This is a genomic window from Pseudomonas sp. BE134, from assembly GCF_031456105.1.
Taxonomy (GTDB): Bacteria; Pseudomonadota; Gammaproteobacteria; order Pseudomonadales; family Pseudomonadaceae; genus Aquipseudomonas.
The window spans coordinates 89375-108900 of the sequence record NZ_JAVDUA010000009.1; the positions used below are offsets into that span (position 1 = coordinate 89375).

16 protein-coding genes are annotated in these 19526 nt (G+C 58.5%); 9 read left to right on the plus strand and 7 right to left on the minus strand.

Annotated features, from left to right (window positions below; all coding sequences use genetic code 11):
- The first annotated feature begins 112 nt into the window (after positions 1-112).
- Complete coding sequence (locus tag J2Y56_RS09910; RefSeq protein WP_310349943.1) at positions 113-1012, plus strand: hydroxymethylglutaryl-CoA lyase; 900 nt, start codon at positions 113-115, stop codon at positions 1010-1012.
- Positions 1013-1685: 673 nt separating this feature from the next.
- Here the strand turns inward: J2Y56_RS09910 and J2Y56_RS09915 are convergent.
- Positions 1686-3383, minus strand: a complete 1698-nt coding sequence (locus tag J2Y56_RS09915; RefSeq protein WP_310349945.1) for an AMP-binding protein — start codon at positions 3381-3383, stop codon at positions 1686-1688.
- A gap of 204 nt (positions 3384-3587) precedes the next feature.
- Here J2Y56_RS09915 and J2Y56_RS09920 point away from each other — a divergent pair, with 204 nt between their 5' ends.
- The 4 genes from J2Y56_RS09920 to J2Y56_RS09935 all read left to right on the plus strand — a co-directional run bounded on the left by J2Y56_RS09920 (position 3588) and on the right by J2Y56_RS09935 (position 9228).
- Positions 3588-4751 (plus strand): isovaleryl-CoA dehydrogenase, encoded by a 1164-nt coding sequence (locus J2Y56_RS09920; protein WP_008053622.1) that lies wholly within the window; start codon positions 3588-3590, stop codon positions 4749-4751.
- Between the two features lie 97 nt (positions 4752-4848).
- On the plus strand, positions 4849-6453 hold the full coding sequence (locus tag J2Y56_RS09925; RefSeq protein WP_310335189.1) for a carboxyl transferase domain-containing protein: 1605 nt from the start codon (positions 4849-4851) through the stop codon (positions 6451-6453).
- A gap of 13 nt (positions 6454-6466) precedes the next feature.
- Positions 6467-7279, plus strand: coding sequence for a gamma-carboxygeranoyl-CoA hydratase (locus tag J2Y56_RS09930; RefSeq protein ID WP_007946946.1), 813 nt, complete (start codon positions 6467-6469; stop codon positions 7277-7279).
- A complete protein-coding gene (locus tag J2Y56_RS09935) occupies positions 7279-9228 on the plus strand; it encodes an acetyl/propionyl/methylcrotonyl-CoA carboxylase subunit alpha (RefSeq protein ID WP_310349948.1) in 1950 nt (649 codons plus the stop codon). Before J2Y56_RS09930 ends, J2Y56_RS09935 begins: the two co-directional genes overlap by 1 nt.
- Positions 9229-9267: 39 nt before the next feature.
- Here J2Y56_RS09935 and J2Y56_RS09940 read toward each other — a convergent pair whose 3' ends face one another.
- Positions 9268-9915 carry a LexA family transcriptional regulator gene (locus J2Y56_RS09940; protein WP_007946944.1) on the minus strand — a complete coding sequence of 216 codons (648 nt, stop codon included), beginning with the start codon at positions 9913-9915 and terminating at the stop codon, positions 9268-9270.
- Positions 9916-10044: 129 nt separating this feature from the next.
- Between J2Y56_RS09940 and J2Y56_RS09945 the strand changes: the two genes are divergently transcribed.
- The gene (locus tag J2Y56_RS09945; RefSeq protein WP_007946943.1) at positions 10045-10386 is read left to right on the plus strand and encodes a DUF6124 family protein; all 342 of its coding nucleotides are present in this window, start codon (positions 10045-10047) and stop codon (positions 10384-10386) included.
- Between the two features lie 405 nt (positions 10387-10791).
- On the opposite strand, the gene J2Y56_RS09950 is transcribed toward J2Y56_RS09945, so the two are convergent.
- The 5 genes from J2Y56_RS09950 to J2Y56_RS09970 all read right to left on the minus strand — a co-directional run bounded on the left by J2Y56_RS09950 (position 10792) and on the right by J2Y56_RS09970 (position 15505).
- Positions 10792-11922: a glycine betaine/L-proline ABC transporter ATP-binding protein gene (locus J2Y56_RS09950; protein WP_310349949.1), complete on the minus strand. Its 1131-nt coding sequence runs from the start codon at positions 11920-11922 to the stop codon at positions 10792-10794.
- Positions 11912-12775, minus strand: coding sequence for a proline/glycine betaine ABC transporter permease (locus tag J2Y56_RS09955; protein ID WP_202949218.1), 864 nt, complete (start codon positions 12773-12775; stop codon positions 11912-11914). The genes J2Y56_RS09950 and J2Y56_RS09955 overlap by 11 nt, the downstream gene beginning before the upstream one ends.
- 155 nt (positions 12776-12930) lie before the next feature.
- On the minus strand, positions 12931-13932 hold the full coding sequence (locus J2Y56_RS09960) for an ABC transporter substrate-binding protein (RefSeq protein ID WP_007946939.1): 1002 nt from the start codon (positions 13930-13932) through the stop codon (positions 12931-12933).
- A gap of 41 nt (positions 13933-13973) precedes the next feature.
- Positions 13974-14813 carry a pyrroline-5-carboxylate reductase dimerization domain-containing protein gene (locus J2Y56_RS09965; RefSeq protein ID WP_310349951.1) on the minus strand — a complete coding sequence of 280 codons (840 nt, stop codon included), beginning with the start codon at positions 14811-14813 and terminating at the stop codon, positions 13974-13976.
- Between the two features lie 32 nt (positions 14814-14845).
- Positions 14846-15505 (minus strand): TetR/AcrR family transcriptional regulator, encoded by a 660-nt coding sequence (locus tag J2Y56_RS09970; RefSeq protein ID WP_007946937.1) that lies wholly within the window; start codon positions 15503-15505, stop codon positions 14846-14848.
- 135 nt (positions 15506-15640) lie between these two features.
- Between J2Y56_RS09970 and J2Y56_RS09975 the strand changes: the two genes are divergently transcribed.
- The 3 genes from J2Y56_RS09975 to J2Y56_RS09985 all read left to right on the plus strand — a co-directional run bounded on the left by J2Y56_RS09975 (position 15641) and on the right by J2Y56_RS09985 (position 19367).
- Positions 15641-17677 (plus strand): NADH:flavin oxidoreductase, encoded by a 2037-nt coding sequence (locus J2Y56_RS09975; RefSeq protein ID WP_310349953.1) that lies wholly within the window; start codon positions 15641-15643, stop codon positions 17675-17677.
- Between the two features lie 20 nt (positions 17678-17697).
- The gene (locus J2Y56_RS09980) at positions 17698-18075 is read left to right on the plus strand and encodes a cupin domain-containing protein (protein ID WP_310349955.1); all 378 of its coding nucleotides are present in this window, start codon (positions 17698-17700) and stop codon (positions 18073-18075) included.
- A 140-nt stretch (positions 18076-18215) separates the two neighbouring features.
- Positions 18216-19367 (plus strand): M14-type cytosolic carboxypeptidase, encoded by a 1152-nt coding sequence (locus J2Y56_RS09985; protein WP_007946916.1) that lies wholly within the window; start codon positions 18216-18218, stop codon positions 19365-19367.
- Positions 19368-19526 lie beyond the last annotated feature (159 nt).

Below are 19526 nucleotides of genomic sequence, written 5' to 3' on the forward strand. Positions count from 1 at the left end.
GAATGCATCCCGTGACGCTCCGCGTCACCTATCAAAAGCGGACGCTGAGCGTCCATTTAGGCATTCCCACGCAGAGCGTGGGAACGATCTCTAACAGACAGGTGAATTGCTTATGTCCCTTCCCTCTCACGTACGCATTGTCGAAGTCGGCCCACGCGATGGTCTGCAAAACGAAGCCCAACCGATCAGCGTTGCCGACAAGGTTCAACTGGTCGACGCGCTGACCGCCGCAGGCCTGGGCTACATAGAAGTCGGCAGTTTCGTTTCCCCCAAATGGGTACCGCAGATGGCCGGTTCCGCCGAGGTCTTCGCGCAGATCCAGCGCAAACCCGGCGTGACCTATGGCGCGCTCGCCCCCAACCTGCGTGGGTTTGAAGACGCGATCGCGGCGGGCGTGAAGGAAGTGGCGGTGTTCGCCGCTGCGTCCGAAGCGTTTTCCCAGCGCAACATCAACTGCTCGATCAGCGAAAGCCTGGAGCGTTTCGTGCCGATCATGGACGCCGCCAAACAACATGGCGTGAGCGTGCGCGGTTATGTGTCCTGTGTGCTGGGCTGCCCTTACGAAGGTAACGTCGCCCCCGAGCAAGTCGCCCGGGTTGCGCGCGAGCTCTACGCCATGGGCTGTTACGAAGTGTCGCTGGGCGACACCATCGGCACGGGCACCGCGGGCGCCACCCGCAAGATGTTCGAGGTGGTGGCGGCCGACGTGCCCCGTGACAAACTCGCCGGGCATTTCCACGACACCTATGGCCAGGCCATGGCCAACATCTACGCCAGCCTGCTGGAAGGTATCGCGGTGTTCGACAGCTCCATTGCCGGCCTCGGCGGCTGCCCATACGCCAAGGGCGCCAGCGGTAACGTCGCCACCGAAGACGTGGTGTACCTGCTCAACGGCCTGGGTATCGAGACCGGTATCCACCTGGATGCCTTGATCCTGGCCGGTCAACAGATTTGCACGGTGCTGGGGCGTCCGACCGGTTCGCGTGTAGCCAAGGCCCGTAGCGCACAGTGAGGCCTTGGGGTGTTACCGCGACGTCGAAAACGTGGGGGCAAGCGAGTAACACGGGAACAAATTGACGGGATTTGGCCTATTGAAAAATCCTACAAAATCTCAAGCCATTGATTTTAAAGGTTTTTTAAAAGTTGGCACGGGTCCTGCTATCTCTACTGCATAACAAGAACAAAAAAAGCAGCAACCACTAATAAAAATAAGACGTAACGACTCTGACATAACAAAAACAACACGGCAGAGACGCAGCTAACAGATTTTTTTGGAGAAGATGTGCTTTTCAGGGTGCTTTTCGGAGTTACCCGCAACCGGGCAGAGAACAATAAAACTACCCTCAGGTAGCTCCCGAACTGGTTGGATCGCTCAGCGAAAAAGTAGATCAGCGCTCAAAAAAATACGTTTGCTCTTGATCCCGGATGGGGATCGACAAAAACAGCGGTAAAGGGTCACGGTTTCCAAAAACAACAACAGGCCGCCCCTCAATAACAAAAAAAGAGCATGCGCAACGACAAAATTAAAGGGGAGCTTCGGCTCCCCTTTGTGCTTTCCGAGATTTGTAATTTCAACCGCCTATCCCTGTGGGAGCGAGCCTGCTCGCGATGGCGGTGGGTCAGTCGACATCTGTATTGGATGGACTACCGCTATCGCGAGCAGGCGCTCCCACAGGGGGTTGTGGTCAGGCCTTGTTACCGCGTAATTCCTCGATACTGATCTCGCGCATCCGGAATTTCTGGATCTTGCCGGTCACGGTCATCGGAAACTCTTCCACGAACTTGAAGTAACGCGGCGTCTTGAAGTGCGCGATGCGTTCCTTGCACCAGGCTTGCAGTTCCTGCTCGGTAGCGCTGTGGCCGGGGTGGAATTTGATCCAGGCGACAATCTCTTCGCCATAACGCGAGCATGGAATGCCGATCACTTGCACGTCCGCCACTGCGGGATGAGTAAAGAAGAACTCTTCCAGCTCCCGTGGGTAAACATTCTCACCGCCCCGGATGATCATGTCCTTGTTGCGCCCGGCAATGTTTACATAGCCTTCGTCGTTCATGCTCGCCAGGTCGCCGGTGTGCATCCAGCCGGCCTGATCGATGGCCTCGGCCGTGCCTTGCGGGTTGTTCCAGTAGCCGAGCATCACGCTGTAACCACGGGTGCACAGTTCGCCAATGGTGCCGCGCGGCACGAGGTTACCGGCCTCGTCGATGATTTTGCTTTCCAGCTGCGGCTGGGTGCGGCCAACGGTGGTCACGCGCAATTCCAACTCGTCTGACGGGCCAGTCTGCAACGAAACAGGGCTTGTTTCCGTCATGCCATAGGCAATCTGCACTTCGTTCATGTGCATTTCGTTGATGACCCGGCGCATCACCTCGATGGGGCATGTGGCGCCGGCCATGATCCCGGTGCGTAGACTCGACAGATCGAATTCAGCGCGCTTGGGCTGATCGAGCATGGCGATGAACATGGTCGGCACGCCATAAAGCGCCGTGGCTTTTTCTTCGGCGACGGTGGCCAGGGTCAGCAGCGGATCGAAAGCATCGTTCGGATAAATCATGGTGCTGCCGTGGGTGATGCAGCCGAGATTGCCCATGACCATGCCGAAGCAGTGATACAGCGGCACCGGGATCACCAGGCGATCTGCGGCGGTCAGGCCAAGGCTTTCGCCGACCATGTAACCGTTGTTGAGAATATTGTAGTGACTGAGGGTCGCGCCCTTCGGGAACCCGGTGGTGCCGGAGGTGTACTGGATGTTCACCGGCTGATCGAAATGCAGGCTGTCCTGGCGTTCGAGCAGCTGTTCCTTCGAAACGCTGGCAGCCAGATCCGCCAATTGCGACCACGGCAGAAAACCTGAAGGCGGCTGCGCATCCAGACTGATGACACCGCGCAGGTCGGGCAGGCGTTCGCTGTGCAATTGTCCGATGGATTGCTCGGCAAGCTCAGGAACAAGGCCTTGCAGCATCCCGTGATAGTCGGAGGTTTTGAACGCACCGGCACAGATCAGCCATTGGCAGCCAGATTGCTTCAACACGTATTCGAGTTCGGAGCTGCGGTATGCCGGGTTGATGTTGACCAGAATCACGCCGATTTTCGCACTGGCGAACTGGCTTATGCACCACTGGGCGCAGTTCGGAGCCCAGACGCCGAGACGATCACCGGCCTGCAAACCCAGCGCGAGCAGCGCTCTGGCATGCAGGTCTACGACGTCGGCCAGTTGCTGCCAGGTGTAGCGCAACTGTTGATGGCACACGACCAGCGCCTCCCCGGTCGCGTGCTGCGCAACGGTGTTGTCGAACGCCTGGCCGATGGTCATCGCCAGCAAGGTTTTGTCCTGGGAACCACGGGTATAGCTGCGCTGCGGGCTTGCACTGGGTTGATCCATGATGACCCCTATTGTCTTTATTTATGGGCTGGCGACTCCAACAGAGTTGGTCCGCTTTTCAATCTTGAACTGGCTCTACTCTCGCTCAAGTTGACGTTAACGTAAAGGGTGATTGACAGCCATTCGTCACAGGCTTACGTTAACGTAAAGGTGAGAAGCGAACCGCTGCCCTCTCCGCCCTACAAAAAAGCCAAAAGGTGCCCCATGAGCTATCCATCCCTGAATTTTGCCCTCGGTGAAACCATCGACATGCTGCGCGATCAGGTTCAGTCCTTCGTCGCCAAAGAGATCGCGCCGCGCGCCGCTCAGATCGACATCGACAACCTGTTCCCCGCCGACCTGTGGCGCAAATTCGGCGACATGGGCCTGCTCGGCATTACCGTGCCGGAAGAGTACGGCGGCGCTGGCCTGGGTTACCTGGCCCACGTCGTGGCCATGGAAGAAATCAGCCGTGGCTCGGCCTCTGTTGCCCTGTCTTATGGCGCCCACTCCAACCTCTGCGTCAACCAGATCAACCGCAACGGCAACCACGAACAGAAAAGCAAATACCTGCCAAAACTGATCAGCGGAGAGCACATCGGCGCCCTGGCCATGAGCGAACCGAATGCCGGTTCCGACGTGGTGTCGATGAAGCTGCGCGCCGACAAACGTGGCGACAAGTACGTGCTCAACGGCAGCAAGACCTGGATCACCAACGGCCCTGACGCCAACACCTACGTGATCTACGCCAAGACCGACCTGGAAAAAGGCCCGCACGGCATCACCGCGTTCATCGTCGAGCGTGACTGGAAAGGTTTCAGCCGCAGCAACAAGTTCGACAAGCTCGGCATGCGCGGTTCCAACACCTGCGAGCTGTTCTTCGATGACGTCGAAGTGCCGGAAGAAAACATCCTCGGCGTGCTCAACGGCGGGGTGAAAGTGCTGATGAGCGGCCTCGACTACGAGCGCGTCGTGCTCTCCGGCGGCCCGACCGGGATCATGCAGGCGTGCATGGACTTGATCGTTCCGTACATCCACGACCGCAAGCAATTCGGCCAGAGCATCGGCGAGTTCCAGCTGATCCAGGGCAAGGTCGCCGACATGTACACCCAACTCAACGCCAGCCGCGCTTATCTCTACGCGGTGGCACAGGCCTGCGAACGTGGCGAAACCACGCGCAAGGATGCGGCCGGCGTGATCCTGTACAGCGCCGAACGCGCCACGCAAATGGCCCTCGACGCGATCCAGATTCTGGGCGGCAACGGCTACATCAACGAATTCCCAGCCGGTCGATTGCTGCGTGACGCCAAGCTGTACGAAATCGGCGCCGGCACCAGTGAGATCCGTCGCATGCTGATCGGTCGCGAACTGTTTAACGAGACGAAATGAATTTCGTCAGCCGCAAGCTTCAAGCTTCAAGCTGCAAGAGAACAGCTTTTGCTTGCCGCTTGAAGCTTGCCGCTTATAGCTGCTTACGGAGTAAGCCATGATTCTACATACCCAGCTCAATCCCCGTTCGGCGGAGTTCGCCGCCAACAGCGCGGCGATGCTCAAACAGGTCGACGACCTGCACACCCTGCTTGCCCAAGTGCAGCTCGGTGGCGGCCCGAAGGCGCAAGAACGCCACACCTCGCGAGGCAAATTGCTGCCCCGCGAGCGGATCAATCGTCTGCTCGATCCAGGTTCGCCGTTTCTGGAAATCAGCCAACTGGCAGCCTACGAGGTTTACGGTGAAGACGTTCCAGCCGCTGGCGTGATTGCCGGGATCGGCCGCGTGGAAGGCGTCGAATGCATGATCGTCGCCAACGACGCCACGGTGAAAGGCGGTTCGTACTACCCGCTGACGGTGAAGAAACACCTGCGCGCCCAGACTATTGCCCAGCAGAATCGCCTGCCGTGCATCTATCTGGTGGACTCCGGTGGCGCCAACCTGCCACGTCAGGATGAAGTGTTCCCGGATCGCGAGCACTTCGGGCGGATATTCTTCAACCAGGCCAACATGAGCGCCATGGGCATTCCGCAAATCGCGGTAGTGATGGGCTCGTGCACGGCCGGTGGTGCGTATGTACCCGCGATGGCTGACGAAGCGATCATGGTGCGCCAGCAAGCGACCATTTTCCTCGCCGGCCCGCCGCTGGTGAAAGCGGCGACCGGTGAAGTGGTCAGCGCCGAAGACTTGGGCGGGGCCGATGTGCACTGCAAGATCTCCGGGGTCGCCGACCATTACGCCGAGAGCGATGAACACGCCTTGGCCATTGCCCGACGCAGCATCGCCAACCTCAACTGGCGCAAACTCGGCGAACTGCAACAACGCGCGCCGATTGCGCCGCTGTACAGCAGCGACGAGTTGTACGGCGTGGTCTCGGCGGACGCCAAACAACCGTTCGATGTGCGCGAAGTCATCGCGCGTCTGGTCGACGGTTCAGTGTTCGATGAATTCAAAGCGCTGTTCGGCACCACGCTGGTGTGCGGCTTCGCCCACCTGCACGGCTACCCGATCGCGATCCTCGCCAACAACGGCATCCTGTTCGCTGAAGCCGCGCAGAAAGGCGCGCACTTTATCGAACTGGCTTGCCAGCGCGGCATCCCGTTGCTGTTCCTGCAAAACATTACTGGCTTTATGGTTGGCCAAAAATATGAGGCCGGCGGCATCGCCAAGCACGGTGCGAAACTGGTGACGGCGGTGGCCTGTGCCAAGGTGCCGAAATTCACCGTGATCATCGGTGGCAGTTTTGGTGCCGGCAACTACGGCATGTGCGGTCGGGCCTACGACCCGCGTTTCTTGTGGATGTGGCCAAACGCGCGCATTGGCGTGATGGGCGCCGAGCAGGCTGCCGGGGTATTGGTGCAGGTTAAACGCGAGCAGTCCGAGCGCAGTGGCCAGGGCTTCAGCGCCGAGCAGGAAGCGGAGATCAAGCAACCGATCCTCGATCAATACGAAGAACAGGGTCACCCCTACTATTCCAGCGCACGGCTGTGGGACGACGGCGTCATCGACCCGGCACAAACCCGCGATGTGCTGGCCCTGGCCTTGTCCGCGTCGTTGAACGCGCCTATCGAACCGAGCCGCTTCGGCGTGTTCCGGATGTGATCGGGAGAAAATCATGAGCGACTTCAAAACCCTCGAACTGCTGATAGACCCACGGGGTTTCGCCACCCTGTGGCTAAGCCGTGAAGAAAAAAACAACGCGTTCAATGCTGAAATGATCCGCGAACTGATCCTCGCACTGGACACCGTCGCGAGCGATACCAGCTTGCGCTTTTTGCTGGTACGTGGACGCGGCAAACATTTCAGCGCCGGCGCGGACCTGGCGTGGATGCAGCAGTCGGCCGAACTCGATTACCACACCAACCTCGACGACGCCCGGGAACTGGCGGAGTTGATGTACAACCTCGCCAAGATGAAAGTCCCGACCCTGGCCGTGGTGCAAGGCGCGGCCTTCGGTGGTGCGCTGGGCCTGATCAGTTGCTGCGACATGGCCATTGGCGCCGACGACGCGCAGTTCTGCCTGTCGGAAGTGCGCATCGGTTTGGCGCCAGCGGTGATCAGCCCGTTCGTGGTGCAAGCCATTGGTGAACGCGCGGCACGCCGTTATGCGCTGACCGCTGAACGTTTCGGCGGACAGCGGGCGCGGGAAATCGGTTTGTTGTCGGAAAGCTATCCGGCTTCGGAGCTTGAGCAAAAGGTCGAACAGTGGATCGACAACCTGCTGCTCAACAGCCCGGCCGCCATGCGCGCCAGCAAAGATTTGTTGCGTGAAGTCGGCCACGGCGCGCTGACGCCGGCACTGCGCCGTTACACCGAAAACGCCATCGCCCGCATCCGCGTCAGCCCCGAAGGTCAGGAAGGATTGCGCGCCTTTTTGCAAAAGCGTCCGCCAACCTGGCAAGCCCCCACCACCAAGGAGCCGCGTTGATGAGCGCACCTGTTCTCACCACCCTGCTGGTGGCCAACCGTGGCGAAATCGCCTGCCGGGTCATGCGCACCGCCAAAGCCCTGGGCCTGACCACTGTGGCCGTGCACAGCGCCACGGATCGTGAAGCGCGACACAGCCGTGAAGCGGATATTCGCGTCGATCTCGGAGGCAGCAAAGCCGCCGACAGCTACCTGCAAATCGACAAACTGATTGCGGCAGCCAAGGCCAGCGGCGCTCAGGCAATTCATCCGGGCTACGGCTTTTTATCGGAGAACGCCGGGTTTGCCCGCGCAATTGAAGACGCCGGCCTGATCTTCCTCGGCCCGCCCGCCTCCGCCATCGACGCCATGGGCAGCAAATCCGCGGCCAAAGCGCTGATGGAAACCGCCGGTGTGCCCTTGGTGCCGGGTTATCACGGCGAAGCTCAAGACTTCGACACTTTCCGCGATGCCTGTGAGCGCATCGGCTATCCGGTGCTGCTCAAGGCCACCGCCGGTGGTGGCGGCAAAGGCATGAAAGTGGTCGAGGACGTCAGCCAGTTGGCCGAAGCCCTGGCCTCGGCCCAGCGTGAAGCGAAATCCTCCTTCGGCGATTCACGGATGCTGGTGGAGAAGTACCTGCTCAAACCGCGTCACGTGGAAATCCAGGTCTTTGCCGACCAGCATGGCAACTGCTTGTACCTGAACGAACGTGACTGCTCGATCCAGCGTCGTCACCAGAAAGTCGTTGAGGAAGCACCCGCGCCAGGCTTGAGCCCGGAGCTGCGGCGTGCCATGGGCGAAGCCGCTGTTCGCTCGGCACAAGCCATCGGTTATGTCGGCGCCGGCACCGTGGAGTTTTTGCTGGATTCGCGCGGTGAGTTCTTCTTTATGGAGATGAACACGCGCCTGCAGGTTGAGCACCCGGTCACCGAAGCCATCACCGGCCTGGACCTGGTGGCCTGGCAGATTCGCGTGGCCCGTGGCGAAGCGCTGCCGATGACCCAGGCCGAAGTGCCGCTGATCGGGCATGCGATTGAAGTGCGCCTGTACGCAGAGGACCCGGCCAATGATTTCCTGCCGGCCACCGGACGCCTGGAACTGTATCGTGAATCCGCCGAAGGCCCGGGACGTCGGGTCGACAGTGGAGTCGAGGAAGGTGACGAAATTTCGCCGTTCTACGACCCGATGCTCGGCAAGCTGATTGCCTGGGGCGAGGATCGCGAACAGGCGCGTTTGCGCTTGTTGAGCATGCTCGATGAGTTCGCGATTGGCGGGCTCAAGACCAACATCAACTTCCTGCGCCGGATCATCGCTCACCCCCCGTTTGCGGCGGCAGAACTGGACACCGGGTTTATCCCGCGTTTTCAGGAGCAATTGTTGCCAGCGCCTTCGGACCTCAGCGACGGGTTTTGGCAAGCGGCCGCTCAGGCGGTTGCCCAGAGCCAGCCAGACTCACCACGTGCAGATGACGCGAGTTCGCCATGGGCGATCAGCAATGGTTTCCGTGCCGGTTTGCCGAAAGAAATCACCCTGCACTTGAGCTGCGAAGGCCAGGACCGGGCGCTGACTTTGGGCGATATCCGCACAGCCCACCTTAAAGGTGAGCAGTTACTCACCGAGCACAACGGCGTACGCCGCCAGCATCGGGCAATCCGTCGTGGTGACTCTGTCTATCTGCAATGGGACGGTGAACTGCGCCGCATCGAGTCCTACGACCCGATCAGCGCCGTCGAAGCCAGTCACAGCCATCACGGTGGTCTCACCGCTCCAATGAACGGCAGCATTGTGCGAGTACTGGTGGAGGCCGGGCAAACGGTCGAAGCCGGGGCGCAATTGGTGGTTTTGGAAGCGATGAAAATGGAACACAGCATTCGTGCGCCCCACGCGGGGGTGATCAAGGCGCTGTATTGCCAGGAAGGCGAAATGGTCAGCGAAGGCAGTGCGCTGGTCGAGCTGGAAGAGGCGTGAAATGAAGATCGGTCCTACGTTTTTCGAGGACCGATCTGATTAGAATTTGGCCGTTGCCTGAACCACTACACCGAGGATTCGACATTCATCGGTGTAAAGGGCTTTCGGATAGGTCGGATTGAGCGGGACCAGGTAACGCTGCCCGCCCTCTTCGATCAGTTTGCGAAAGGTCGCCTCGGTGCTGTCCGACCACTGCGCGATCACCAGCTTTCCAGGCTCCGGCACAATCGCAGGATCCACCAGGATCATCATGCCTTCGGCGATGCTCACGCCCGTGGGTGCGGTCATCGCATCCCCTACCACCACCAGCCAGAACGCCGCGCCCTGCGCGTGGTAATCGGTCAGCTCGAAACGCGGTTTGCCGTAGACCGACAACTCACCGTCACGCACTTGCGCGGGCTCTCGCCAATCGCTGACCGGGTAACGGAAGTACGGGTTGTACTTGTGCGCCAGACAAGGCTCGTCGTCCTGCAAGACCAGACGCTCGCGAATCACCGTCGCCACTTCCAGAAAATCCATCCCGAGCGCGTGCAAGACACGATTCATGTCTTCGATGCTCGGCTGACGGCGCTTATTCAGCCAGTGACCCACACCACCCTGGGACATCCCGAGGCGGTCGGCGAGGACCTCTTGAGTGACTTTGAGATCACTCATCTTGGCTTTGACTAACTCAATCCATTTATCCATGTGCGGCACGATACGTGGGGTACTCCGACCAACAAAACACAAATTGTAGTATTTAAATTCCAGTCACAAATACAGTTCGTACTAGGATGGATTCACGGATCTGAATCTATCACGGAGCTTGCCATCGTCATGACGTTACCCTGCAATGACCTGCCAGATATGGAAATCGATACCACCCTGACCTCGCCAAAAGGCAACGCCGCCGCACAGCGAGCACTGGATTATTACTTGAAACCAACTGTGTCCGAAGCAGCGACTGTCGAGCGTTTTTTTGATGTGAACCCGCAGATCAGCGCAGAAGAGGCACTGGTTCATGCCTCGGATTTATTGCGATGCGCTGCGGCGACGGCACATGAATCAGCCAATAACCTGCACGGTGCCAGTCGCGACCTGGCCTTTTCGACGGTGCACATGATTGACATGGCCAAAGCAATGATCGATCGGTCTTTGCAAGGGCATCAGATCGTATGAAACGGATGAGCGTTCGGGGAGGACAGGAAAGAGTTTTCCAATCGAGCAGATAAAATCATTTGACTTGCAAACGAGAATGATTATTATTGCATTCAGCTGGTCGCGAGATCAGTCGATTGTCCAAGTGACCTTAGGTCGGTCTCTCGGACTCTCTCCTCATCAGGCTAATCACGGTTTTTTACCCGGCTTTTTGCCGGGTTTTTTTTTGCCAGTTACTCTGGCTTTTCCTTCAGGCTAATGAAGTCTTTAAGGTGCTAAAAATTCGATGGCGCGGATGATATCAAAAGAATATCGGTTGGCAAGAGAAGCCCGGCATCATTGGGCCAACCTCATGTACAAATAGCACTTGAGAATCAATAGCATAGTCTCTAAGCTGCGCCTGCGTCATGGAGGACGCCCCCCTTTTCACCCTGCGATTTCCCCCGGATTTACTTCAGTAAGTCGTGTCGCTTTTGACATCACTCTTGGCTGAACGACCTGCAACTCCTCGCTCACTGTCGAGGTGACCATCGTCGCGATAATCGACTTCAGCGCCAACTGCCCCACTGGCTGACCCTGACTGTCTGTGACCACCAGTTCATCGAGCCCCGCCTCAACCAGTCTTTTGACTGCTGACTCCAGTGACGTCCCCACGGGTACGGTCAACGTCGCTCCGACTTTCACCTGAACAATGGGCTGCATGATGGCCTCGACGCCGATCACCCGCCCCCGATTCACTTCTTTGACGAAGTTGGCAATGTAATCATCGGCAGGATTCATGACGATTTCCTGTCGGGTGCCTTGTTGTACTACCTCACCATCACGCAAGATTGCGATGCGATCGCCAATGCGCAGCGCCTCATCAAGATCATGGGTAATGAACACGATGGTCTTCTTGATCTCTTTTTGCAGGTCCAGCAGCACCGACTGCATGTCCATCCGAATCAGCGGATCCAGGGCCGAGAACGCTTCATCCATCAACAGAATCGGCGCATCACTGGCTAATGCCCGGGCCAGGCCGACCCGCTGCTGCATGCCTCCGGACAGCTGATTGGGATAGTGATTTGCGTAACCCTGGAGCCCTACCCGGTCCAACCAGCCTGTTGCGATCTCTACTTGCCTGTCACGGGACATGCCCTGGATCTCCAGTCCATAAACCGCATTGTCGAGTACGGTGCGGTTGGGCAGCAGCGCGAACTTCTGGAACACCATGGAAATTTTATGTCGGCGAAACTCTCGCAAATCGTTCTGGCTCATCTTGAGCACATCCACGCCACCGACAATGACTTCGCCGGCGGTGGGTTCGATCAAGCGGTTGATATGGCGGATCAAGGTCGACTTGCCCGAACCGGAAAGCCCCATGATCACCTGAATCCCCCCGGACGGCATGCTGATATTGATGTCCTTCAACCCCAGCACATGACTGTGATTGCTCAACAGCTCCGCCTTGCTCATACCCTGTTTGACCCGCTCGATACTGGCCTGGGCCTGGTAACCGAAGATCTTGTAGAGATGCCTGATTTCGATGCCGAAATCGTTGGTCAGATTAGTGGCCATGAACTCTCTCCAAATGCTTTTGCAGTCTTCGGCCATAGGCTTGGCTGACTCGGTCGAAGATCACCGCAATACCGACAATGGCCAGCCCGTTGAAAATGCCCAAGGTGAAATATTGATTGGAAATAGCCTTGAGCACCGGCTGGCCAAGGCCTTGGACGCCGATCATCGACGCAATGACCACCATGGCCAGCGCCATCATGATCGTCTGGTTGATGCCGGCCATGATCGAGGGCAACGCCAAGGGTAACTGGACGTTTTTCAGTTTCTGCCAACTGGACGAACCAAAGGCGTCGGCGCACTCGAGCATCTCGGCGTCAACGTGACGGATGCCCAGATTGGTCAGGCGGATCATCGGCGGCAAGGCGTAGATCACAACCGCTATCAGCCCCGCGACCTTGCCGATCCCCAGCAACATCACCACCGGAATCAAGTAGACAAAGCTCGGCAGGGTCTGCATCACGTCCAGTACCGGGCTGACCAGGTTCTGCAGACGGTTGGAACGGGCCATGGCGATGCCGGTCGGCAAACCGATGACGATGGATATCACCGTGCAGACGAAGATCATCGACAGGGTCTTCATCGTGTCGGACCACATGTCCAGATACCCGATCGCCATCAGTGTGAACACGCAACCCAGGACAATTCTCCAGCTGCGGCTGGCGAACCAGGCAATCAAGGCGACCAGCACAATGATGATCGGCCATGGCGTTGTGGTCATGAACCTTTCGGACTGATTGAGGAAAATCTGCAATGGCTGGAAAAAGGCTTCGAAGCTGTCGCCGTAGGTGCTGGTGAAGTTCCGAAAGGCGCCATCGATGGCCTTTTTCAAGGCCCGGAGTCTTTCGTCCTCCATGTGTGGAAAGCTGAGTAACCACTCCATGACATTCCCCTTTTGTAGAAGACCATTAGAAAGCTGGCAGGTCGTTTCAATACGTGGGTGTTTTTATTGTTATCGGTGCGCGAGGCTCGATGCAGCGCGCGAAGGCGAGCTGCATCGACCCCAGTGGATTAAAGCGCAGCCTTGATCTTGCCGCTGGCTTCAGGGGTGACCCATTTAGTCCAGAGCGCCTCGTTGTTTTTCAGGAAATACTTGGCGCCTTCCTCACCGGTGGCCTGGTTGTCAGTCATCCAGGCAATCAGTTTATTCACTGTCTCATTGGACCAGGCGCGCTTGTTCAGGTACGCCATGACCGTTGGCGAGCGAGCGGCGAAGGATTTGGTTGTGAGGGTGTAGACCCGATCAATCGGCCAGCCATTGGGTTTGGGATCAGGACAGTCGGCGACGGTATTGCAACGTTTCCACTCCGCGGCATCGATCGGATGTCCATTGTCCAACTTCACCATCGGGTACTTACCCAATAAAGCGGTCGGCTCCCAGTAAAACCCCAGCCAGGGCGCCTTGCGCTCGTAGGCCTTGGCGATGGAGCCATCCAGCGCGGCGGCTGAACCGGTGTCCACCAGCACGAAACCGGCCTTCTCGAAGTCGTATGCCTTATAGAACTGACTGGTGACCACAGTGCCGCCCCAACCCTGCGGGCCGTTGTAGATCGCGCCTTTTTTCTTGTCGTCAGGGGCCGGGAACAATTCGGGATGCTTTTTCACATCCTCGAAGGTTTTGATGTCCGGATGGGCGTCGGCGATGTACTTCGGAATCCACCAGCCTTGCGAGCCACCGTCGGATAACGAGTTCGCTGCCTGGATCAGATTGCCGCTTTGAATGCCGGTCCTGGCGACTTCCGGAACCAAGTCGATCCATCCTTCGGGCGCGATGTCAGGCCGGCCCTTCTCGACCATGGAGGTGATGGTCGGAACCGTATCCCCAGTGACCAGATCGGCATTGCAACCGTATCCCGCATTGAGAATCAGCTTGTCGACGTTGGCCATGACTTCAGCCGATTGCCAGTTCATGTTGGCAATCGTCACATCACCACACTCGGAGGCTGACACCCAACCGCTGAAGGCAACGATGCCGAGTGCAAGTCCCGTCTTCGAGAAAGACTTTAAATTCATAAACGCTAACCTCGATTGCGGCCAGAGTTAAGGAGGGCCAACTACCGCGTCATTGGACCTTCTTTCGTGTCAGCAGAATGGGTAAAGGGACTCATGGAATTGGCGACCGAAGCCGCTGAGTCCAGACCTGCTTTTATTGTTTTATCGAATCCGCTGGCGAGCATGGCGTCGAGGCCCGCCGCCGTGACACCGCGATAGCTGATGAGCGCCTCCAGGAGTTCGTCGACGGAGTGCCCATTGCCAATCAACTGGCTGGCTTGCACCACCACTGCATGGGAAGCGCGCTGGGCGATCGCCGGTGGCAAGCCGCTGCTCACGGCATGCTGAAACAGGCTGCGAGCCAGCAATGCCGGGTAAGCTGGTCCTGTTCCCACCAGCGCCGTCAGGTAGTTCAAATGACTTTCGCTGAAGACTTCATCGGCACCACCAAAGGTTTCGAACAAGCGTTGAGCGAACGCTTTCTGCTCTTCGCTTACCTCTTGAGTCGCCAACCAGGGCGTATAGGATTGGCTGATTTCGGCGGCGGCGTTGGCCATGGCGCGAATCACCTGCCGACTGCCGGTACGCTGCGCCACATCTTGCAGAGAAACGCCTGCCATCAAGGAAATCACCAACCGGTTTTCAGCGAAGATTTCTACCTCGGCAAACTGCTCGGGACGCACGGAGACGATGACCACCTCACAGCGCTCCACCAGTTCCTGGTTGTCGCGCGTTATCGTTACCTGCGACCACTTGGCAACGGACAGCGGGTTGCTTGCGCTACGGTTCGAAAGCACCAACGCACCGGGCTGGACAAAAGCCTTGTCGAGCATCGCCAGGGCAATCGAACGGCCAAGCCATCCCGATCCACCGATAATGCCTATCGTGGGTTCTTCGCACATGTGAACCTGCCTTCGTCAGTCAGACGTTGCGATCAGTCCTGGGTAGACGATGAAACCTCATCCATCACATACCCATGGCGGGAGTAGAAGCGTTTCAATTCGCGCTCCAGGGGTTCCTGGCCAGTGAAGATCTTCACGTACTCGGGAATCCGCCGCATTCGCTCCCCGATATCCTCTCGGGTGTTGGTGCTGATGTAGCCAATCTGTGTCAGGTAAATCGTCCGGGCCCGCACATCGGCCCCCTCGAATGTGTAGTCGAAGCGCATGAACATCCGGATCAGGGCTTCGCGTCGGGCAATGTCGGCAACGCGGATATGCTCGGACACTTCAGCGGACTGCAAGGCCCAACTGCGCATGGCAAATTCGAACTGTGAATCGAACAGATCGGAGTTCAGCCAACAGTCGAAAACGTTAAGCATCGCCTCTGCAATGCTCTCGGCATAACACTCGGTCTGGGCGACCAGATTACCGGTGTTCTTCACCCGCCAGCGCTCGATCAACGCGGCGAGCAGCTCCTCGCGATCCTTGAAAAACCAGTAAAAGCTGGTTCTCGACAACCCCAGTTTTTTAGCCAGCGGCATCACCCGCACCGTGTCGACTCCGCACTCGGTCAGGCTTTCATAAGCTGCGTCGAGCCACCCTTCCAGCGACCCTCTCCAGCCGGTTTCTACTGCTTTGGTTTGTTCGTTCATGGCTCGATCCTAGCCGCTCAAACAACACCACGCAAGCAAAATGTACACCTGTGTCCGGAGTGTTGACATAGGTGTACATTTCACCCTAACGTAATTTCAACACAGGTCCTTGCCCGCTTTCGGAGAGTCTTGACGATGCTGAATGATCCGCTCCTCCAGCCCTATCAGTTGAAGCACCTGACTTTGCGAAATCGCATCATGACCACCGCCCACGAACCGGCTTATCCCGTGGACGGCATGCCCAAGGAGCTCTATCGCGCCTACCACGTGGAACGGGCGAAGGCCGGCGTGGCCTTGACCATGACCGCCGGGTCCGCTGCGGTTTCCCGGGACAGCCCGCCGGTGTTCAACAACATTCTGGCCTACAAGGATGAGGTGGTCGGCTGGATGCGCGACTTGAGCGACGCCTGCCACGAACATGGCGCGGCCGTCATGATCCAGTTGACGCACCTGGGTCGGCGCACGCGCTGGGACAAGGGCGACTGGCTGCCCGTGGTGTCACCCTCGTTCGAGCGCGAAGCCTCCCATCGTTCCTTCCCGAAGAAGATGGAAGACTGGGATGTGGAACGCATCATCAAGGACTATGCCGACGCCGCCGAACGGATGAAGTTTGCGGGCCTGGACGGCATCGAACTGCAAGCCTACGGGCATCTGATGGATCAGTTCTGGTCGCCACTGACCAACGACCTCGATGCCCCGTATGGCGGTTCTATCGATAACCGGCTGCGTTTTACCTTCGAGATCCTCAGTGCCATTCGCCAGCGCGTCGGACACGAGTTCATCGTCGGCGTGCGCTATACCGGCGACGAGTTGATGCCTGGCGGGCTGACCGCGGCTGACGGCCTGGACATCTCCAGGCGCTTGAAAGACAGCGGCATGGTGGACTTTCTCAACGTTGTCCGCGGCCACATCGACACCGACGCAGGCTTGACCGACCTGATTCCGATCCAGGGCATGCGCAACTCACCGCACCTGGACTTCGCGGGAGAGATTCGCGCCGCCACCGACTTCCCCACCTTTCACGCGGCGAAGATTCCGGACGTGGCCACCGCCCGCCATGCCATCGCCTCGGGCAAGATCGACATGGTCGGCATGACCCGCGCGCACATGACCGATCCGCATATCGTGCGCAAGATCATCGAGGGGCGCGAAGAGGATATTCGCCCTTGTGTCGGGGCTAATTATTGCCTGGACCGGATCTACCAGGGAGGTGCTGCCTATTGCATTCACAACCCGGCCACCGGCCGTGAAACCAGCATGCCCCATGACATTCCCAAGGCGGCGAGCAAACGCAAGATTGTGATTGTCGGAGCTGGTGTCGCCGGGCTGGAAGCAGCGCGAGTGGCGGCCGAACGCGGCCATGAAGTGGTGGTGTTCGAAGCCGCCAACCAGGCCGGCGGTCAGGTTCGGCTCACCGCGCAATCGGAACGCCGGCGGGAAATGATCAGCATCGTCGAGTGGCGCATGGCCCAGTGTCTGGCGCGCGGCGTCAGCTTCCGTTTCAATACCTGGGCCGAGGCCAGCACCATCCACGACGAAAACCCGGACGTGGTGATCATCGCCACCGGCGGCCTGCCCCATACCGAGATACTCTCGGCTGGCAATGAGCTGGTGGTCTCCACCTGGGACATTATTGCCGGGGATGTGAAACCCGGGCGCAATGTCCTGCTGTTCGACGACGCCGGTGATCATGCGGGGCTGCAGGCGGCCGAGTTCATCGCCAGAAGTGGCGCAAAAGTAGAAATCATGACGCCGGACCGGACCTTCGCGCCGGAAGTCATGGCGATGAATCTGGTGCCCTACATGCGCTCGCTGCAAGCATTGGACACCACCTTCACCGTCACCTTCCGGCTGCTCGCCGTCGAGCGCGAGGGTCAGGATCTGCTGGCAACGATCGACAGCGATTACGGCAGTGCGCGCAAGGTTCGACGCGTGGATCAGGTGGTGGTCAATCACGGCACCCGACCGCTGGACGACCTGTATTTCGAACTGAAATCCGCTTCCAGCAACGGCGGCGTGGTCGAACATCAGGACCTGATCGTCGGCAACCCACAACAGGTGGTGACCAACCCGGATGGCCGATTCCAGTTGTTTCGCATCGGCGATGCAGTGTCGGCGCGCAATACCCACGCCGCGATCTACGATGCCTTGCGACTGGTCAAGGATTTGTAAAACGAACTCAGGTGAACAACATGCCAAGCGATGAAACACCCTCATGGAGAATTGCCGGGATAAACGGCATCCAGGGACCGGTCGAAGGCTCCCTCTATTACGCCTCCTCGATGGATGACTGGTTGCCGACAACAGCGGAAGGCTTCTGGATCAAACCGCTGTTTGAGGACATCGGGCGCGGCGAAAAAACCATGCTGATGAAAGTCGACCCCGGCGCCCATGTCGCCAGTCATACCCATGAAGGAGAGCTGGAGCAACTGTTCGTATTGCAAGGTTCCTTCTACGATCAGAACCGCACACTGAACGTCGGCGACTACTGTTGCCGCGCGCCGAACGCGGCACACAGTGCAGGCTCGGTGCAGGGGGCAATTCTGATGGTGATCTATACGTGTCGATGAAGGTTTCACTTCACCGCAGGGCGATGTGCCGGGTGAATGGCAACACGGCAACCTATAGCGCCAGGCGATTTTTTCCAGCCGCCTAATCTCTTTCCAGCGTGTAAAGTAGCAGCCATAAAAGTCATATTCAGGAACCGACTATGAGCGTGGCCAAATCTTCCTTCGACATCAGTGCAAACTTTGACAGCGGCAACATCGAAGTGCTGGATATCAGCAATCCGCTTCAAGCGTTGCTGGCCATCAAACCCGACACCCGCAGCCAGCATTTTCAATGGTTCCACTTCAAGGCCAGCGGCCTGCACGTCGGTCAGGAGCACTGGTTCCGCCTGAATAACGCCAGCAAGTCTTCGTACAACAAAGCATGGGACGGTTATCAGGCCGTTGCATCCTACGATCACGTCAACTGGTTCCGCGTCCCCACCATCTTCGAAGGCGACTGCCTGCGTTTCAGCCTCGAAGCCACCGCCACCCACGCCTGGTTTGCCTATTTCGAACCTTACGGCCGTGGCCGTCACGACTGGCTGATCGAACAGGCCCTGACCAAGGCCGGCACCGAACTGCTGGCCACCGGCAAGAGTGCTGAAGGTCGAGACATCCAGTTGCTGCGTAAGGGCACGGGCGCCGAAGGCCGGCGCAAGGTCTGGATCATTGCTCAGCAACACCCCGGCGAACACATGGCCGAGTGGTTCATGGAGGGCGTGATCGAACGCCTGGAAAAACACGACGACCCGGTGTTGAACAAACTGCTGGCCAGTGCCGACCTGTACCTGATCCCGAACATGAACCCGGACGGGGCCTTCCATGGTCACCTGCGCACCAACGCCATGGGCCAGGACCTGAACCGCGCCTGGCAAAGCGCCAGCCAGGAGATCAGCCCGGAAGTGCTGTTCGCTCAACAGCAGATGGAAAAGTATGGCGTCGACCTGTTCCTCGACGTCCACGGTGATGAAGAAATCCCGTACGTGTTCACCGCCGGCTGCGAAGGCAACCCGGGCTATACGCCGCGAATCGAAAAACTCGAAGAACACTTCCGCAGCCATCTGAAACACCTGACCAAGGATTTCCAGACCAAGCACGGCTACACCCGCGACGAACCGGGAAAAGCCAACATGACCCTGGCCTGCAACAGCGTCGGCCAGAAATTCGACTGCCTGTCGTTGACCCTGGAGATGCCGTTCAAGGACAACAACGACTCACCGAATGCGCTCACGGGCTGGTCCGGCAAGCGCTCGAAGCAATTGGGCAAAGACGTGTTGACCACCATCGCTGACATGGTCGACACCCTGCGCTGATCACCCGCCCCTGTAGCAGCTGGCGAAGCCTGCGTCCGGCTGCGAAGCAGTCGCCATCAAACAACTCGGTTGACCTGAAAGACCGAGGTGTTCTTTTTTACGACTGCTTCGCAGCCGGACGCAGCCTTCGGCAGCTGCTACACGGGACGCAGGCTACGC

Excerpts from the sequence above, each read along its gene's own strand:
- J2Y56_RS09920 (WP_008053622.1), top strand. The coding sequence starts at position 3,588 with ATGAGCTATCCATCCCTGAATTTTGCCCTCGGTGAAACCATCGACATG.
- J2Y56_RS09915 (WP_310349945.1), bottom strand. The coding sequence starts at position 3,383 with ATGGATCAACCCAGTGCAAGCCCGCAGCGCAGCTATACCCGTGGTTCC.
- J2Y56_RS09935 (WP_310349948.1), top strand. The coding sequence starts at position 7,279 with ATGAGCGCACCTGTTCTCACCACCCTGCTGGTGGCCAACCGTGGCGAA.
- J2Y56_RS09940 (WP_007946944.1), bottom strand. The coding sequence starts at position 9,915 with ATGGATAAATGGATTGAGTTAGTCAAAGCCAAGATGAGTGATCTCAAA.
- J2Y56_RS09925 (WP_310335189.1), top strand. The coding sequence starts at position 4,849 with ATGATTCTACATACCCAGCTCAATCCCCGTTCGGCGGAGTTCGCCGCC.
- J2Y56_RS09970 (WP_007946937.1), bottom strand. The coding sequence starts at position 15,505 with ATGAACGAACAAACCAAAGCAGTAGAAACCGGCTGGAGAGGGTCGCTG.
- J2Y56_RS09930 (WP_007946946.1), top strand. The coding sequence starts at position 6,467 with ATGAGCGACTTCAAAACCCTCGAACTGCTGATAGACCCACGGGGTTTC.
- J2Y56_RS09910 (WP_310349943.1), top strand. The coding sequence starts at position 113 with ATGTCCCTTCCCTCTCACGTACGCATTGTCGAAGTCGGCCCACGCGAT.
- J2Y56_RS09975 (WP_310349953.1), top strand. The coding sequence starts at position 15,641 with ATGCTGAATGATCCGCTCCTCCAGCCCTATCAGTTGAAGCACCTGACT.
- J2Y56_RS09945 (WP_007946943.1), top strand. The coding sequence starts at position 10,045 with ATGACGTTACCCTGCAATGACCTGCCAGATATGGAAATCGATACCACC.
- J2Y56_RS09955 (WP_202949218.1), bottom strand. The coding sequence starts at position 12,775 with ATGGAGGACGAAAGACTCCGGGCCTTGAAAAAGGCCATCGATGGCGCC.
- J2Y56_RS09950 (WP_310349949.1), bottom strand. The coding sequence starts at position 11,922 with ATGGCCACTAATCTGACCAACGATTTCGGCATCGAAATCAGGCATCTC.
- J2Y56_RS09965 (WP_310349951.1), bottom strand. The coding sequence starts at position 14,813 with ATGTGCGAAGAACCCACGATAGGCATTATCGGTGGATCGGGATGGCTT.
- J2Y56_RS09985 (WP_007946916.1), top strand. The coding sequence starts at position 18,216 with ATGAGCGTGGCCAAATCTTCCTTCGACATCAGTGCAAACTTTGACAGC.
- J2Y56_RS09980 (WP_310349955.1), top strand. The coding sequence starts at position 17,698 with ATGCCAAGCGATGAAACACCCTCATGGAGAATTGCCGGGATAAACGGC.
- J2Y56_RS09960 (WP_007946939.1), bottom strand. The coding sequence starts at position 13,932 with ATGAATTTAAAGTCTTTCTCGAAGACGGGACTTGCACTCGGCATCGTT.